Source organism: Pseudomonas sp. FME51, assembly GCF_014897305.1.
Genome location: NZ_JABUYN010000002.1, coordinates 305,508 through 320,845 on the forward strand (window position 1 = coordinate 305,508; position 15,338 = coordinate 320,845).

Annotated in this window: 13 protein-coding genes and 2 pseudogenes; 8 read left to right on the forward strand and 7 right to left on the reverse strand. The window is 54.7% G+C overall.

The annotated features are described in order from the left end of the window. Nucleotide 1: 1 nt before the first annotated feature. From INT39_RS05855 to INT39_RS05865, 3 genes are all read right to left on the reverse strand, one after another. Nucleotides 2-2,242 (reverse strand): AAA family ATPase, encoded by a 2,241-nt coding sequence (locus tag INT39_RS05855; RefSeq protein ID WP_193072757.1) that lies wholly within the window; start codon nucleotides 2,240-2,242, stop codon nucleotides 2-4. A 158-nt stretch (nucleotides 2,243-2,400) separates the two neighbouring features. Continuing rightward, nucleotides 2,401-3,420, reverse strand: a complete 1,020-nt coding sequence (locus INT39_RS05860; protein WP_193072759.1) for a helix-turn-helix transcriptional regulator — start codon at nucleotides 3,418-3,420, stop codon at nucleotides 2,401-2,403. A 664-nt stretch (nucleotides 3,421-4,084) separates the two neighbouring features. Continuing rightward, nucleotides 4,085-4,282: a hypothetical protein gene (locus INT39_RS05865; RefSeq protein WP_193072761.1), complete on the reverse strand. Its 198-nt coding sequence runs from the start codon at nucleotides 4,280-4,282 to the stop codon at nucleotides 4,085-4,087. 302 nt (nucleotides 4,283-4,584) lie between these two features. Between INT39_RS05865 and INT39_RS05870 the strand changes: the two are divergent. Both INT39_RS05870 and INT39_RS05875 read left to right on the forward strand, forming a co-directional pair. Beyond that, nucleotides 4,585-4,977, forward strand: a pseudogene (locus tag INT39_RS05870) (IS1595 family transposase); the annotation flags it as partial. A gap of 109 nt (nucleotides 4,978-5,086) precedes the next feature. Next, a pseudogene (locus INT39_RS05875) lies at nucleotides 5,087-5,929 on the forward strand (IS5 family transposase). Nucleotides 5,930-6,076: 147 nt separating this feature from the next. On the opposite strand, the gene INT39_RS05880 reads toward INT39_RS05875, so the two are convergent. From INT39_RS05880 to INT39_RS05890, 3 genes are all read right to left on the reverse strand, one after another. After that, on the reverse strand, nucleotides 6,077-6,436 hold the full coding sequence (locus INT39_RS05880; protein ID WP_193072763.1) for a hypothetical protein: 360 nt from the start codon (nucleotides 6,434-6,436) through the stop codon (nucleotides 6,077-6,079). Between the two features lie 422 nt (nucleotides 6,437-6,858). Next, a complete protein-coding gene (locus tag INT39_RS05885) occupies nucleotides 6,859-7,041 on the reverse strand; it encodes a hypothetical protein (RefSeq protein WP_193072765.1) in 183 nt (60 codons plus the stop codon). A gap of 22 nt (nucleotides 7,042-7,063) precedes the next feature. After that, nucleotides 7,064-7,357: a hypothetical protein gene (locus tag INT39_RS05890; protein ID WP_193072767.1), complete on the reverse strand. Its 294-nt coding sequence runs from the start codon at nucleotides 7,355-7,357 to the stop codon at nucleotides 7,064-7,066. A gap of 80 nt (nucleotides 7,358-7,437) precedes the next feature. Between INT39_RS05890 and INT39_RS05895 the strand changes: the two genes are divergently transcribed. The 6 genes from INT39_RS05895 to INT39_RS05920 all read left to right on the forward strand — a co-directional run bounded on the left by INT39_RS05895 (nucleotide 7,438) and on the right by INT39_RS05920 (nucleotide 12,875). Then, nucleotides 7,438-9,102, forward strand: coding sequence for a flagellin (locus INT39_RS05895; protein ID WP_193072769.1), 1,665 nt, complete (start codon nucleotides 7,438-7,440; stop codon nucleotides 9,100-9,102). A 73-nt stretch (nucleotides 9,103-9,175) separates the two neighbouring features. Next, nucleotides 9,176-9,535 (forward strand): flagellar protein FlaG, encoded by a 360-nt coding sequence (locus INT39_RS05900; protein WP_193072771.1) that lies wholly within the window; start codon nucleotides 9,176-9,178, stop codon nucleotides 9,533-9,535. 164 nt (nucleotides 9,536-9,699) lie between these two features. Then, nucleotides 9,700-11,163: a flagellar filament capping protein FliD gene (gene fliD, locus INT39_RS05905; RefSeq protein ID WP_226944577.1), complete on the forward strand. Its 1,464-nt coding sequence runs from the start codon at nucleotides 9,700-9,702 to the stop codon at nucleotides 11,161-11,163. Continuing rightward, nucleotides 11,163-11,531 carry a flagellar export chaperone FliS gene (gene fliS, locus INT39_RS05910; protein ID WP_193072773.1) on the forward strand — a complete coding sequence of 123 codons (369 nt, stop codon included), beginning with the start codon at nucleotides 11,163-11,165 and terminating at the stop codon, nucleotides 11,529-11,531. The genes fliD and fliS overlap by 1 nt, the downstream gene beginning before the upstream one ends. Before the next feature lie 164 nt (nucleotides 11,532-11,695). Further along, nucleotides 11,696-12,175, forward strand: coding sequence for a helix-turn-helix domain-containing protein (locus INT39_RS05915; RefSeq protein WP_193072775.1), 480 nt, complete (start codon nucleotides 11,696-11,698; stop codon nucleotides 12,173-12,175). Continuing rightward, nucleotides 12,168-12,875 carry a nucleotidyl transferase AbiEii/AbiGii toxin family protein gene (locus INT39_RS05920; RefSeq protein WP_193072777.1) on the forward strand — a complete coding sequence of 236 codons (708 nt, stop codon included), beginning with the start codon at nucleotides 12,168-12,170 and terminating at the stop codon, nucleotides 12,873-12,875. The genes INT39_RS05915 and INT39_RS05920 overlap by 8 nt, the downstream gene beginning before the upstream one ends. Nucleotides 12,876-12,977: 102 nt before the next feature. Here the strand turns inward: INT39_RS05920 and INT39_RS05925 are convergent, their stop codons facing one another. After that, nucleotides 12,978-15,230 carry a sulfatase-like hydrolase/transferase gene (locus INT39_RS05925; RefSeq protein ID WP_193072779.1) on the reverse strand — a complete coding sequence of 751 codons (2,253 nt, stop codon included), beginning with the start codon at nucleotides 15,228-15,230 and terminating at the stop codon, nucleotides 12,978-12,980. Nucleotides 15,231-15,338: the final 108 nt, after the last annotated feature.

Consider the following 15,338-nt stretch of genomic DNA (forward strand, 5'->3'; position numbering starts at 1 on the left):
CTTAGTTTTTAACACGTTGAGCGATGGAGGACAGCTCGGATTCAGCCCGCTTCATTGTAGAGGTAATAGCTGTATACTGATTAACGGGAGCCTGTAATTCTTTATATACTACCTTCATCTGCTTAGTCATTTCCTGAGATACCGCCTCGACAACTTCCCCAATTTCTTTTCCAATAGAGGCCTTCGCTTTTATCAGTACTTTGTCAGTTTCTTTTCTTTGCTGTGATTTTTTATAGTTTGAGTTGAAGAGCATGATGCCTGATTTCGCTAACCCGATTAACGAACCAACCACAGCCAAAACACCACCAACAACAGCAACAGTCCACCCCACCGGGTTACTAGCCAACAAAAAAACCCCGGTCACAAGGCCTACGCCACTTGCAACCAAGCTGGTCAGCTGCAGGCCGTTATCAACATCTACCGTCATATCAAATTTATCCATAGCAATACCCTCATTTTGCATGGCTATGATATTCCTCAAGTGATGATTGGAGCGCTGGACGACTTTATTTATATTCACCCCAACATCTTCTGCCTCTTTTTTTATAGCATCACGCAAACCAAATTCCAGATTCGCAGACGCTTCCTCCACTGACTCTTTCAAGAGGCGCTTGAACTCATCATTACTGATATCGTCATCAATCCGTTCGTAAAGCTGCTCTTGAACCTGACTTTCAAAATTTCGTATCACCTTGCTGCGCACTGCCCCCAATCGACCGGAAAACTGTTCCAGCAACACATCAATCTGCGACTTAGCATGGCGAACCTCACTTCGAACCTTCTTTTCGCCATCCTCAAAAACATTATGGGCCTTCTTCAACTCCACCAAAGACGCTTCCAATACCTTGTAAGCCTTGTTAAGGTTGGATCGTCGAATTTTGGATCGATAATCACCAACAATGTCAGACTTGAGAGTATCAACAAATTCTGACAAGCCACTCAACGTCAAGATTTCATCACGACTATCAAACCGTGTCATGAGTTTTTTCTGTTCAACAGTTTCTTTGCTACCTGGCACAGTACAGTCGGTTAACGACAGATAGGCCGGCCACGCACTGACAATCAGGCTTTTACAGTATTGATCTGGTAACGCTTTTTTTAACTTCTCGTCCATTGCCACCAGACCGGCAACATCATTCTCATCAAGCAACGGTTTTTTCAGTTGTCGCGGGTTATTTACAGGGTGGTTATAAATAGACCAAACCTCAGTTTGCGCCCCCAAATGCTCTTTTATCTTTTCCAGTGTGCCCTTCCTGCTCCCGGCATCACCGTCATGCGTTTGCGGCGGTCGAGGTGCTCTGGTCACATAGAACACAGCATGCGCTTTGCGCACAGCCTGTGCGATCGGCTCCCGGACCAAGTCTTCAGCCCCCTCGATACCAGGAACATCAATCAAGGTAAACTCTTGCCCCCCGGCATTGAACTTAAAAGCAGTATTATGTCGCGTGAAGTCAGATCTTCCGTTCCCGATAATCTGGCCATCCGCAAACTCTTTCAGCTTTTCGGCCTTTGCATCAAGTCGCCGCTGCTCTTTTTCTGCATTTTTCTTTTGAGTAAAGACAGCTTCAAGCTGAAGATCAATGGTCTTTTTTTCACTATTCTCTTCTTTCAACAGCTTCGCCAGCTTGTTTTTCTCATCTTTCAGCTGCAAGGACTCGGGCGTTTTGTAAAAAATCGTGGCGATTTTTTTCCACCAGCTGAGACCTGTTTTTATTTCTTGAATCAGCTCACTTAACCGGAGTATCTCCAGTTCTACCTTTTTTATAGCACCTGAGTATTTTTGATCCAGCTTACCCAGCTCTTTCTTAACACTTTCTATCTTATCTTCACTGGACATGATGGAATGACGAACTTTGTCAAAAGCTTCCTGCGTCAACCCACTCCGGCGCTGAGCTTCTTTGAACTGGCTTTGGCTTTTCAGCTTGCTCGGCTCTTTAAGCAACAAACGCAACGCCTCGATCAAAGTGGACTTTCCAGCATTAGTCTCACCATAAAATGCGATTGTGAAGTGCGTCCACTCACTTAACTCTTTCAGCTTATCGTATTCGTCCTGAATGGTTTTATTGAGTGCACCCAGGCCTTCAACGGCAGCTGAAATATCTTCTCCAACTCTACCTTCACTTCCCTGCTGCTCAGCTAGTTTATTAAAAACAAAAACGACCTGGCGCTGAATTTCGTCATAAATTAAAGATGGATCAGTCATAAAATCCCAAAAATAAATTATAAAAAACAAGCTCTTCACTGCTTGTCTATTGCCACCAGCCGCCACCTGCTTAATATAACAAGGTCAACACGACCGTCTTGACAAGCACATAAAAAACAAAACAATTCTACCTACCATACAGACCTATCAGGATGAACCAATTCAACTCTATCCTTTTGATCCAGACAACCAGCCCCTCATGATTCAAAGTTCTCATTCATTCTGACTACCCTGTCCCTGATTGTTCTACTCCACCCCTCCGGCTCCCAAACCCGCATATTCTCCCCCAACCCAAACACCCACCACAGCGTCTCCTTATCATCCGGCACCCAGGCCCGCAGCCGCTGCCAGTCTGTCCCTTCCAGCGGCTCCAGGCTCTGCTCGATACTGAGCGGTGTTTCACTGAGCAGCCAGGCAATCTGCGGTGATACATCCGCAACCAGTTCGACCATTTCAGAAGGCGCGGGGTTGTTGAGGCTGCCCTGGACGTAGTGGTCGATATCGAAGTCGTTCGGTACGAGCGCAGGAGTTTCCAGTTCGTCGGCCTGCTGGATTCGGTGCAGGGCGAACTGGCGGACGTCGTCGTAACCTTCGACCCGCGCAAGTAAGTAACTTTGCGAGTGGCGGGCCACCAATCCCGCCGGGTGCAGGTGCAGTTCTCTTGGTTCTTCTCTGCCGCGACTCAGATAGCTGACTCGCAGGCATTGATCTTTCAGCAATGCAGTGGATACGGTTGTCCATATCTCACCATCCACCTTGGCGGGCAGCAGACTCTTGCCGTTGGGCAGGGTGCGTACACGTTGGGCCCAGCGGGCGGTGGAAAGCTGCGTTTGGGTTTCCAGCTGCTTGCGGGCCTGATCAAAGTGGGGTGTCAGCAGTTGCAGGGTGCTGTGGGGTAGTAACTTTTCCAAGTAGCTTTCAGCCATCAGAAATGCCAACGCAACCGGCATATCCAGGCTGGGAAAGTTCGATTGCGGGGTGTCGGCCCGGAAGCTCCAGTAGTTGGTGTTGCCTTCCTCTTGGCACAGGAGCGGGAACTCTATACTCAGCTTGCCGCTGAGATCCCGCTGCAAGGTACGGGGCTGCACCTCAAAGCCCTGCGCCGCCAGCTTGCTGCGCAGTTCAGAGGTTGAGATGCTGTTGGGCTCTCGCGGGATCAGGCGTAGTAAAGCTATCAATCTGAATAGACGATCCTTCTGATCCGATACTCCGGTCATGCAACTTCCTTATCTACATCCAACCTGACCCCCTCAGCAAACGCTGGACCGTCGCATAGTCAGAAGATATCAAAACAGTGGCGTTTTGGCATCCTACCAACTACACCAGCGGATGCCAACATTCCATGTGTCGGTACGCTGATGTTTTATTATGACTCCAGCCAACCTTGATCGGATGATCCAACAGCGATACGTCATTCCGTGTCGCATGGGTGACACAGCACGAGATTATTTACTGCGATAACGGGGAGCTATCACTCCTCGGAATGACGTAAGGCTGTGTTTTTGGTGGTTTGAGTGCTGGTTGCGCGCTGGCTGTGGTCGGTGGTGCTGGTGAAGTGGTTTCATCGAGCTGGTGCTCAACGTTCCCAGCGATTGCTTGATGCTAACGGAGAACCGAGGCTCCCAGCGGTGCGTGGTGGTGCCAGCGGGTTGCAGGCGTAGCGCAGTGAGACTGTGAAAGTATTTCCTCTCCTTCGCTCTCGAGCCCAACAGGCTGAAAAGGAGGCTGTTGTCTGTTATTGAGTCACCTGTGGGTGCCAGGCGCTTCTCAGAGGCAACCCATACGCCAACAGCACCGACAAATGGGCCACAATACATGCCGACAGCTCCGCCAGCCGTCGGCAGATCTCACGGAACCGCTTCGGTATCGGCTTCGTATTGGTTACGCCATATCTCCCGGACCTGCCCCTTGGAATGCCTCGACGCCCAGTACGGCCTTGGCCAGAGCGCTCATGGGGTGGAGCAGGTGCAGGTCATTCGGTTCGTACGTCACCGCATCGGCAATGATCAGCTTGTGCTGGGCATCGGTGACAATCTGGACATTGAAGCCCGCCACCTTCTGCCCCCGCTTGCTCAACAAACGGGCATCCTCGTCGACCGGCGCGTGCTGGCTCTTGCCTCGGTGCTCGAGGTCAGCTCGTGCATCGGTCTTCTCCTACAGAGCGTGCGTGCAGCTTCGTAAGATGAGCTGTCAGTCCTTTGTGTGTCCGAAAGCTCCCCTGGCTGACATTGCCCTTGAAAAAGGCTATGTCCCAGTTACGTGTTGTAAGACTAAACTGCAAGTAGGTACCCCTTGAGGAGGTCTACTTATGGATGCCCAATCATTCCAGCACTGGCTGGCTCTGCTAAGTCAGCTCAGCGCCTAGCAGAAATCCACTCTCCAGCGCGCCCCGCAAGCGCGGTGGTCGGGGTACCGGGCCAGATCAGATCCCTGTCATGGTCGTCCGTGATCGCGAGGGACACACCGCTGACTTTCAGCTGGAGAAACTCGACGCGGTTCATGTCAGTGCCGCGCTAAAGCCATTGGTGGATCAAGCATCGGTTCTTTGTACGGATGGCGCAGCAGTCTATGCCGCATTTGCACGTCGCAACGGGATCACCCACAAAGTGGTGCATGCGAGGTCCGGGTTACGTGTCCAGGAAGCGGCCTTCCATATCCAGAACGTCAACGCTTATCACAGTCGTCTGAAGGGGTGGATGGTACGTTTCCATGGGGTAGCGACCAAATACCTGGTCAATTACCTGGGCTGGCGCCGCAAGCTTGAACGCTACTGACAGGTAATCCAGCCCAGTGAGCGGAGCGAACGGTTTGAACCATTTGTTAGGGTTTGTCTGAAAAGTCGGTTTGGCTAAAATACTGCCGTCTGTTGCTTCGAGTGTAGTCATGTCAGGTCGTTACGAGATATCCGCCCAGCGCTTGGCACTGATTGAAGCTATCGTTTCCCCACCCCAGCATATGGGCCGTCTCGGGCGTGATGACCGTCAGATGCTCAACGGCATCTTCTGGATTCTATGCTCAGGCGCCAAATGGCGCGATCTTCCTGAGCGCTATGGCCCTTGGAAGACGGTGTGCCAGCGTTTCAGGCGATGGCGTGATGACGGTACCTTTGAGCAAGTTCTGCGGCATTTGCATCTGCACTTACGTGAAGGTGGTCTGATTGGCCTGGACACTTGGATGGTCGATTCAACGTCGATTCGTGCAACCAGAGCCGCTAGTGGTACTGGAAAAAAGGGGTTTGCAAGAAGCTGCGCACCAATGTCTCGGCCGCAGTCGCGGGGGACTGACCACCAAAATCCATTTAGCCTGCGATAGCCATGGTTATCCGCTGGCTGTGATGCTGGCACCTGGGCAGGACGCTGGCTCACGCCCTTGCTTGAGCAGATCAGCCTTCCAGGCAGTAAAGGTCGCCCACGAAAGCGCTGTCGGTATGTGCTGGCCGACAAGGGTTATGACAGATAGGTCTTGCGCCAATACTGCGACCGGTACGGCATGAAGCCGATCATTCCTTTGCGCCAGATGCACCGCAAGCCCAGGCCGGGCTTGCCTCGACTGTTTGACAGGCCTCAGTAAAAAAAGCGTAATGTCATTGAGCAACTATTCAGTTGGTTGAAGGAGAAGCGCCGTCTTTGCAGTCGCTATGACAAGCTGGCCAGCAGCTTCAAGGCGATGGTCACACTGGCCTGCATCGAGAAATGCTTGAGGGCGGACTGTTCAGACACACCCTAGCACTCATTTACATACAGGAAGTTCGGCAATTCGAAAAGATTTGCAGCGAGGACAAAATAAGCCAATGCGAACTTTTCGGGTGAAGCCATAGCCACATTTTTTGCATTTAAAAAAATATGGAGCACCTGGCTTGAATGCGAACATGATTTATTTCCGACTCAGTTTCAATTTGTTTTCTTGACTGCTGACTACCTTGTACTTTCGGAGAGAGTTCAAAGCACTAATGCTGCCAGCAGATATTGCAATTGCTACTGCAGATGTTGCTGCAGAAAAACCAAGTACAGAAACTGCTCCGATACCAACTGCGCCGGCCACTGGAGCGCCAGTTCCGCCGGATCCAAGTGTAATAGCGACGGCGATTCCGATTGCACCAATTGCTACAGCCCAAGCAACTTTTCCTGTTGCTTTAATCTTGAGAACTTTTGTCGTTAGATCTCCTTCGATTTCTATAGTGTCTTGATCAATTTTGAGGGCTTCCCCAAGTTCTTTCTCTGTTGTGATCGCCATTGATATTTCCTATGAGTGATAACGCTTGGTTAAGGGGGCGGGCTTTAGCCTGGCCCTAGTGAACGTAGAGAACGGCTTGAACCATTTTGTTAGGCCGTTTCGGGCTACTTATTTTTCATGGGGCAGTTTCTGGCGTCGTGGTTTCTGCCATTACAGATACTGCATCTTCTTGCTTCTGGGCACGTTTGAGCGTTATGCCCGGATTTGTTACATACAGAGCAGCGTGAAACATTGGGGCAGTTTCTGAGAGTGTGGTTTCCTGCACCACAAGCACTACATGACATGGACTGATATCCTTTAAATTGCTTTTGTAGGTGAGTGACTTTTAAGTAGTAAGTGTTTTATATTCCGGGTCGTAATCTCTGTTTTCAAGTTGTTTGTAGGCTGCAGATGACTTAAGTGGTGAGCTGGCCTTTGCTTTTTTATGATACGCATAAGCTCGCCATCATTCTTTCCTGGCATTTCTTCGTTGTATTGCGCTGAGCGCTTACTTCGTTTAAAGCATAGCTGCCTGTCCTTAATTCCAGTTCTCCTGCTTTTTTCCAAAAACTCATATGTGACTCTTTTGGATGGTTGTGGATATGCTTAAGGTGATCGTTGGGCATGCTCATAGCTTCCTGTGGTGCTTCAGGCCACCGTGATGTCCGTATGATTCCAAAATAATATGACGAAAGCCATAGCGGAATAGCTTTTGGTGCAAGGGAGGCTTTTGCGGGTGGTGGGTAGTCTTTCATCGAGCTGGTGCTCGACGTTCCCAGGGGGGGCGCAGCAGGCAAGGGGGGCTAAAGATTTTTCTGGGGCTACCGATAACCTTGCATCGGCGGCAGGTGCTTTCTGGCCTGTCAACCCACCAGGAAAGTTTTCTGAAAAAAGATTAAAGCTCCTGGCCAGTACGCCGATAAAGAGATCGAACGCGAACATTATGGGTGTCTGGGCAAAGCCTGACCCATGAGTCGCTTGCTCAGACAAATATTGATTTTTGGTCTAACGGAGAATTACCCATGGCCCTTACAGTAAACACTAACGTTGCTTCTCTGAACGCCCAGCGTAACCTGGGTGGTTCTACCAATGCTCTGTCCACTTCGCTGGAGCGTCTGTCTTCCGGTTCGCAGATCAACAGCGCGAAAGACGACGCTGCTGGCCTGCAAATTTCCAACCGTCTGACCAGCCAGATCAATGGTCTGAACGTGGCGGTGAAGAACGCCAATGACGGTGTCTCCATCGCGCAGACTGCTGAAGGTGCGATGCAGGAAACCACCAACCTGATGCAGCGTATGCGTGACCTGGCTCTGCAATCGGCTAACGGTTCCAACAGTGACACCGAGCGCTCTGCGCTGCAGCAGGAGTTCTCTGCTCTGTCCGGTGAGCTGACCCGTATTGCTGAAACCACCGCTTTCGGTGGTAAGAAACTGCTGGATGGCTCGATGGGCAATACCAGCTTCCAGATCGGTTCCAATGCTAACGAAACTGTGTCCTTTGGTCTGAGCGATACCAGTGCTGCCGCGCTGCGTGGTTCGCACAGTAGTGCGACTGTGGCAGGTAGTGATGCCGCCGGCATGAAGGGGGAAGTCGTTGGTAATGTGATTCGCTTTGGTGTAACAACTGGTACCTTCGGAGCCCCGGCTGCTGATGAAACAGCAGACCTGTCTGTTAATGGCACCAAGATTTCGTTTGACGAAGATGCGGACCTCGCCGCTGTCATTGATGCAGTTAACGAAGGAACTTCAGCCCACGGTGTTACAGCAGTAGAAAGTACTGGTCAAATATCCTTCACTAGTGCGACTAGCGCTACAATCAGTGGCCTAGGTGGCCTTGGTTTCGACGTTGATTCGATTGCTCTAGCCGCTCCAGAAGATGGCACCGCAATACCTGGGCTGGCAGGTAATATCCTTGTCAACGGGAATCAGGTTGAGATCGCAGATGATGATACGCTGACTGCTATTGCAACGAGCATTACCGAGGCTTTGGCTGGTGAGGGCAAGGCCGAAGTTAAAGATGGGCGATTGATCTTGACCTCGGCTGTTGGTGAGGCGATTGCTCTGGCGGATGAAAACGACAACGAAGGTCTGCTTGGTAAGCTTGGCCTGACCGCCGGTACTACCCAGGCCAAGCTGGAGGCGAATACTTCCATCACCCTGAATGGCACCGAAATCAAGCTGGACAAAGGCAGTGATATGGAAGCCATTGTGACCGCGATCAACACCGCCAGCACCGGGGTAACCGCGACCAACAATGGTGGTGAGCTGGGTCTGTTCTCGCAGAATAATTTCAGCATCGCTGATGGTGCTGCCGGCACTGGCTTGGAGGCACTGGGTCTGGAGGCTGGTAGTCATACTGCGGTCACTCAGGAGTCCACTGTGGCCAACCTGGACATCACCACCGCTGAAGGTGCTCAGCAGGCGATCCAGGTGCTGGACGGCTCCATTGCCCAGATCGACAGCGAACGTGCCAAGCTCGGTGCGGTGCAGAACCGCTTCGAGTCGACCATCAGCAACTTGCAGAACATCAGCGAGAACGCTTCTGCCGCACGCGGTCGGATCGTTGACACTGACTACGCTGCCGAGTCGGCCAACCTGGCTAAGCAGCAGATCATGCAGCAGGCAGGTACGGCGATGCTGGCTCAGGCTAACCAGTTGCCGCAGGCAGTCCTCAGCCTGCTTGGCTAAGGTAGGCTAGCGGTATGACGGGCGGGGGAAGGGGCGACTCTTCTCCCGCTTTGTCCTGTGTGGAGGAAAGACCATGGATATGGGATCACTTGCCAGCAGGGTGGGCGTAGGCACGACAGTACCTGCTGCCAAAACGAATGAAATAAAAGCCGCGACCGCAACCATGGAGGTTGCCGAGACGCGCAAGAATGACAGCATAACCGAACCGGATCGCGAGCAGGTGCTGGCGGCGGTGACGGAGATGCAGGATTATGTAGATGCGGCCGGACGTAATATCCAGTTTCAGCTGGATGATGACAGCGGGCGCATGGTAGTGAAGGTGACCGAGGCCAGTACCGGTGATGTGATTCGTCAGATGCCCTCGGAGGAAGCGCTGCGGTTGGCGGAGAATATGGCCGAGATTCGCAGTGTTCTGTTCAGTGGTGAGGCGTGATGGGTTTGGAGGGTCGAGTTCCATCTCGACCAGCGGAGTTACCAGCTACCCTGAATGGTCGAGATGGAACTCGACCCTCCATGTGGCACGATTTCTGCTTTGGGTAGTGTGAGGTTTCTTTTTCAGCAGCGAAGCGTCAATAAACGGGCGCGGAGGGTAGGGTTATGGCAATTTCCGGAATTCCTGGTCTGGGTTCAGGTATGGACGTCGGGGGTATGGTCCAAGCGTTGGTGAATGCCGAGGCAGCACCCAAGACGGCGCAGCTTGATAACCTGGAAAAAGCCACGACTTCCAAGGTCTCGGCGTTGGGCCAGTTTCGCAGTGCCCTGTCGACCTTCCAGACTGCCCTCGGCAAACTCAACGATGCTTCCCTGTTCGAGAAGCGCAGCGCCACTTCCAGTGCTGCGGATACCGTCAGTATCACGGCGGACTCCAAGGCGATTGCCGGTAACTACAATGTGCAGGTATTCAACCTGGCGCAGACCAGCAAGGTGGCTCTGGCCGGTTTCGAGAATGCCAGTGATGCCATCGGCAGCGGTACCCTGACTATTAATATCGGCGACGAGTCGCTGGATATCGATGTGACTGACGCCAGCCTTACCGATATCCGCGATGCGATCAACGCAGCCGGGAAAGACCAGGGGCTGAGTGCGACCATCGTCAATGACCCGAGCGGCAAGGGTGGGGCGCGGCTGGTGTTGAGTTCGGACAAGTCGGGTACCGGCAACGATATCAGCGTGGCGGTGTCGGCGGACGCCACGGGTGATCTGGGCAGGCTGACATTCCAGCCGACGTCGGGCGCCGACGAGGACTTCCAGCCTACCCCGGTGGATGCGGACAACCCCCGCGCCGCTCGGGTCATCAGCTACTCCCGCGACGCCAATCTGGCCATTGACGGGATCAATCTGAGCAGTGCCAGCAATACCGTCGAAGACGCTATCGAGGGCGTGACCCTGACGCTCAAGGCGGCCCAGACAGAGGACGCGCTGACAAACGCGGAAACCATTAATCTGCGCGTGGCCGAAGACAAGGCCGGTGTCAGAACCTCGATCACCGAATTTGTCGACGCCTATAACAAGATGCTCGAGTCCATCAACAGCTTGACCAGTGTGGTATCGGTTGGTGGTGATGATGGTGAGCCGCTGGCGGCTGCGCTGGTAGGCGACTCGTCGGTGCGCTCGTTCATGAGTGCGATGCGCAGTGAGCTGGGTTCAGTGGCTGGTGGTGATGGCATCCGTATTCTGGCGGATATCGGTATTACCACCCAGCGCGACGGTACGCTGGGGGTGGACAACACCAAGCTGAACAAGGCGCTGGATAACAACTTCGAGCAGGTGAACGGCTTCTTCACCGGCGACCAGGGGCTGACGGCCCGCCTGGAATCCAAGGTGAAGCCCTACACCGAGTCCGGTGGCATTCTGGAGAACCGTACCACGGCGTTGCAGAACACCTTGTCCAGCGTGGATGACCAGCGCGAGACCCTGGCCACTCGCTTGACCAAGCTGGAATCGCGCCTGTTCGCCCAGTTCAATGCCATGGACATGCTGATATCGCAGATGAGCAGCACCGGCAACTTCCTGACTGCCCAGCTCGACAGCCTGCCCGGCGTCGTGAAAAAGGACACATAATGAAAAGCCCCATCGATACCTACAAGCAGGTCAACCTGGCGCAGGAAGTCTCTCAGTACCGCGCCGTGCAGTTGCTGCTGGCCGGCGCCATTGAGCGTATCAAGCTGGCGCGGCATGCCCAGGCTACCGGTAACCCGGAGCGGCGGGGTGTGGCGGTGAGCAGCACCATCAGTATCCTGGGTGCGCTGCAGGCGTCGCTGGATAAGGATCTGGGGGGTGAGATTGCCGAGAACCTGGATGGGCTGTACGACTATATGACCCGCAAACTGGCGGGTGTGGCGTTGGATGAGACGCCGCGGTCGCTGGATGAGGTGCAGACCTTGCTTGAGGAGATCAAGGAAGGTTGGGATGCGATTGAGCCCAAATAAAGGCGCGATGCGTTTTTGGTGATTGATGAACCCTGGCTTTGGCCGGGGTTTTTTGTTTTTGGTGCCAGCTTATCGTGGAGCGGGTTCTCTATAATATTGTTTCTCAATATTTACAAATAGGCTAAAAAGGCCATAATGAGAAACAGTTTGTTGAGGATTGATATATGCCCACTGATACCTTCCCTTCTGATATCGCGGCTATGGCTGCTCGTCTAGGTAGTAGAATACGCGCTCAGCGCAAGGCGCTGAGGGTCAGTGCCACTGCGACGGCGGAGACTTCCAATATTTCCAGGGTTACGCTCCATCGAATAGAGCGGGGAGAGGCCTCGGTGAACATGGCGGCTTATCTCAGAGTCCTGGCAGCTTTGGGGCTGGCGTTTGAGGTGGTGGATGCCTCGAATGATAGAAAGCCGCATCTGTCTGCACCGGAAAGTATCCCGGTTCGGATACCCCTGACGGCGTATCCTGTGCTGAAGAGTCTCGCTTGGCAGATTCACGGAACTGATAACCTGACACCCCAGGAAGCCTGGGATATCTACGATCGCAATTGGCGGCATGCTGATCTAGGCAAAGCGCAGCCGGATGAACTGGCTCTTATTGAGGCTCTGCGCCAGGTATTCGGTGGGGGAGGCCGGAATGTTTAAGCGAGCGCACCATCAGCGTATTGCCTTGGTGCTTGAGAGCATGGATTCGGATTTGCTGCGTGAGCACCATTGTTTTTTTGGCGGGGGCACTGCCATTGCGCTGCGCTATCAGGAGTATCGCGAATCCGTCGATATCGACTTTCTCGTATCTGATCTTCCTTCCTACCGTCATCTTCGCCAACTGATAACGGGCCGCGAGGGGGTGTTAGGGTTATGGTGCCAGACTCCAGGTGATTTCCAGGTATCGCAGCGTGGTGTTCGTGCTGATCAGTATGGGATTCGTTGCATGCTGGAGGTGATGGGGGGAAGCATCAAGTTCGAGATCGTGCTGGAGGGAAGAATTGCATTTGAGGATCCTGCTCCGAGCGATGTTGTATGCGGTGTTTCAACCTTGACGGTTAAAGACCTCGCCACCAGCAAACTTCTCGCGAACTCTGACCGCTGGGCTGATGATGGCGTGTTCAGCAGAGATCTGATCGACCTGGCGATGATGGATTTGCCCTTGAAAACACTGCGTAGCGCGGTATTCAAAGCCGAACAGGCTTATGGGACATCCATTACCCGGGATCTTGGCAAGGCCATTGAACATATGAGAGTGCGGCAGGATTGGTTGGATCGTTGTCTTCGTGCGATGGCTATGGATATCCCCAGGGCGGTGGTGTGGAGCAGGGTGCGTAAGTTGCAGCGGCTAGTTACTTAAGGTCATGTTGGGCCGGGTAGATTGGTGTTATCAGCAGCCCGGCTGTTGGCGAGCGGGTGCTCGCCAACCTGTGGTAGAACCCGGCCCCCGAAGGGGGTACTTCTATATCCGACAATCCTGGCCCATATTGGCTTCGATGATGGCTTTATCCGCTTCGTCGGTCAGTCCATCATGGTTGAAGTCGTACCAGCTGGAGTAGCCGCCGCCTTGTGCCGGGTCGGCCCAGTAGGCCCATTGTTCCAGGTCGGTCTGGGTGACCTGCAGGTCGCCGTTGCCGTCGCCGGGGCAGTCGATGCCGCTGGCCAGCAGGGTGGTCAGTTCGTCGCTCAGGCTGGTGTAGTTGGCCTGTTGTTCGGCGTCTAGCTGGGCCGGCGTGGCGCCTGCCAGCAGGTCCTGGTCTTGGCGGTCGAGTTTGAGCAGGGCCGGGTTGGTGCTTTCGTTTACCTCGTAGAGTTCCTCGGTGCTTATCAGGGTGTCGGTGGCGCAGTCCAGGCGGCTGATGCGTACCAGTTTGAAGTCCTCGTTGCGCAGCGCGCTCTGGTGCTGGGGAAAGAGTACGGTGGCGGGTTGGCCCTGGCTTTCCAGGTAGCTGTTGACCGCGCAGCAGGAGCTGAAGCCGGCGGGGTCGATATCGCTGCCGGGGCCGTACCAGACACCGCTCTGGTCTTCGCACACGCCCTGCTGCGGGAAAATCTGCACGCAGGTATTGGCGGCGGGTATGACGCAGGGTGCTGGGGTGCTGGCGCTGATATTGGTGCCCTGTTCGGTGAAGTTGCTGGTGCGGATGCCGCTCTGCTCCGGTTCGGTCAGGTAGGGCATGACCGGCTGGGCATCGAGTTGCAGTGCGTTGGGCAGGTTGCCGGCGTCGATGCCGGCGATTTCATGGAACAGGCTGTACAGGTCGGTGCTGTTGATCATGTGTGGCACGTCGCGGTCGCTCTGGTTGACCATGGGGCCGGCGACGATCAGTGGTACCCAGACCCCGGTCTGATATAGCGAACCCTTGGCTCGCATCGGGTCGAAGGGCAGTTTGACGGTGGGCATGTAGGTGCCGTTGTCGCTGGTGATCACCACCACGGTGTTGCTTTCGGGGTTGTATTCCAGGCTACCGTCCTCGCGCTGCAGGGCGATGCCGGTAGTGACCAGCAGGCGGCCGATTTCATGGTCGACGGCTTCCAGCATGTGCTGGGCCACGGCTCGTTGCTGGGCGAAGTCGGCCAGATCAACCGGCTCCACCGGCTGGATGCCAAGGTCCGTCAGGGAGTCGGCCACGGGGGTGCCGCAGCCGATCAGGCTGAGAGTGGCATCGGGATGGGGTAGCAGGCTGGCTGGCGGTGGTTGCAGCGGGGCGTGCAGGGTGGAATAGCCGAGGCTGAGCATCCAGGGGGCATCGGGTTGTTGCTCGCTGGTCTGCTCGATCCAGTCGATGGCCAGGTCGGTTTCCAGGGTGGTGCGGTAGCCGCGGGCACCTGGCTGGTCGACGGTCAGCTGCTGGTTGCTGCCATCGGCGTGATTGATCTTCCAGTCACCGGTGTAATGGCCGTTCTGCACGTTGAAGTTCAGCTCGGCGTGCCGCGCTGGATTGTAGGTGCTGCTGCGTGGGTCGAGAATACCGCCCAGTTCCAGGCAGGTACGGCCGGGTGTGGGGTAGCTGTCCGGATCGGTCATCAACAGATGGCTGCCGCCGGTATGCCCGTCGGGCAGGTAGCAGACACCGTAATCGGCGCCGATGGCGGCGTCGGCGGTGGTATTGGGTACGAAACCGCACTGGTAGGTGCCTTCGGGGGCGACCCCGCCGGCGGTGGTGTCGATCGGGTAGGGCGCGCCATCCAGGTAACCGGCAAAGTAATCCCAACCCAGGTCACGCATGGCGTCGTCACCCAGCGGGTGGTTGGCCGGGTTCAGGTCGGAGCCGGTCAGGTGCATCTTGCCGATCAGTGCGCTGACGTAGCCGGCCTGCTCGCGAAGCAGTCTGGGGGTGGTCAAGGTGTAGGGTGATACCTGGGAGTTGGCCAGGTCGTTGGAGACGATGGCGTTGCGTACGCCGCTGCGGAACGGATAGCGGCCGTCGAAGAAGGTGGAACGGGTCGGCGAGCAGGTGGGCATCGACCAGGTGTTGCGAAAGCGCACGCCAGCCTGGGCGATGGTATCGATACTGGTGGTCTGCGCCGGCGCGGCGCCGCCATAGCCGAAGCTCTCGAACTGATCCACTCCGGCGTCATCGATGACGATGAAGAGAATGTTCGGCGGGGCATCCGGAGCTGGGGTGGCATCGGAGCTGGAGCTTGAACCGAATTTGCAGCCGGAGAAGGCCAGCAGGCACAGGCCGGCCAGGAGGGTGTGGCGCGTACTCATTATCGATTCCCTGTTATCAGTACCGCGATCGCTGTTCCACCCCAGATTCTGCAGATGGACATAGGTGAAAAATAGTAGCGGTTTGCCATCGGGTCAAATGCGCGCTGG

What these genes read in the sequence shown, in the direction of transcription:
- INT39_RS05860 (WP_193072759.1), bottom strand. Translation starts at nt 3,420, where the DNA reads ATGACCGGAGTATCGGATCAGAAGGATCGTCTATTCAGATTGATAGCT.
- INT39_RS05880 (WP_193072763.1), bottom strand. Translation starts at nt 6,436, where the DNA reads ATGGCGATCACAACAGAGAAAGAACTTGGGGAAGCCCTCAAAATTGAT.
- INT39_RS05885 (WP_193072765.1), bottom strand. Translation starts at nt 7,041, where the DNA reads ATGCCCAACGATCACCTTAAGCATATCCACAACCATCCAAAAGAGTCA.
- INT39_RS05890 (WP_193072767.1), bottom strand. Translation starts at nt 7,357, where the DNA reads ATGTTCGCGTTCGATCTCTTTATCGGCGTACTGGCCAGGAGCTTTAAT.
- INT39_RS05895 (WP_193072769.1), top strand. Translation starts at nt 7,438, where the DNA reads ATGGCCCTTACAGTAAACACTAACGTTGCTTCTCTGAACGCCCAGCGT.
- INT39_RS05900 (WP_193072771.1), top strand. Translation starts at nt 9,176, where the DNA reads ATGGATATGGGATCACTTGCCAGCAGGGTGGGCGTAGGCACGACAGTA.
- fliD (WP_226944577.1), top strand. Translation starts at nt 9,700, where the DNA reads ATGGCAATTTCCGGAATTCCTGGTCTGGGTTCAGGTATGGACGTCGGG.
- fliS (WP_193072773.1), top strand. Translation starts at nt 11,163, where the DNA reads ATGAAAAGCCCCATCGATACCTACAAGCAGGTCAACCTGGCGCAGGAA.
- INT39_RS05915 (WP_193072775.1), top strand. Translation starts at nt 11,696, where the DNA reads ATGCCCACTGATACCTTCCCTTCTGATATCGCGGCTATGGCTGCTCGT.
- INT39_RS05920 (WP_193072777.1), top strand. Translation starts at nt 12,168, where the DNA reads ATGTTTAAGCGAGCGCACCATCAGCGTATTGCCTTGGTGCTTGAGAGC.
- INT39_RS05925 (WP_193072779.1), bottom strand. Translation starts at nt 15,230, where the DNA reads ATGAGTACGCGCCACACCCTCCTGGCCGGCCTGTGCCTGCTGGCCTTC.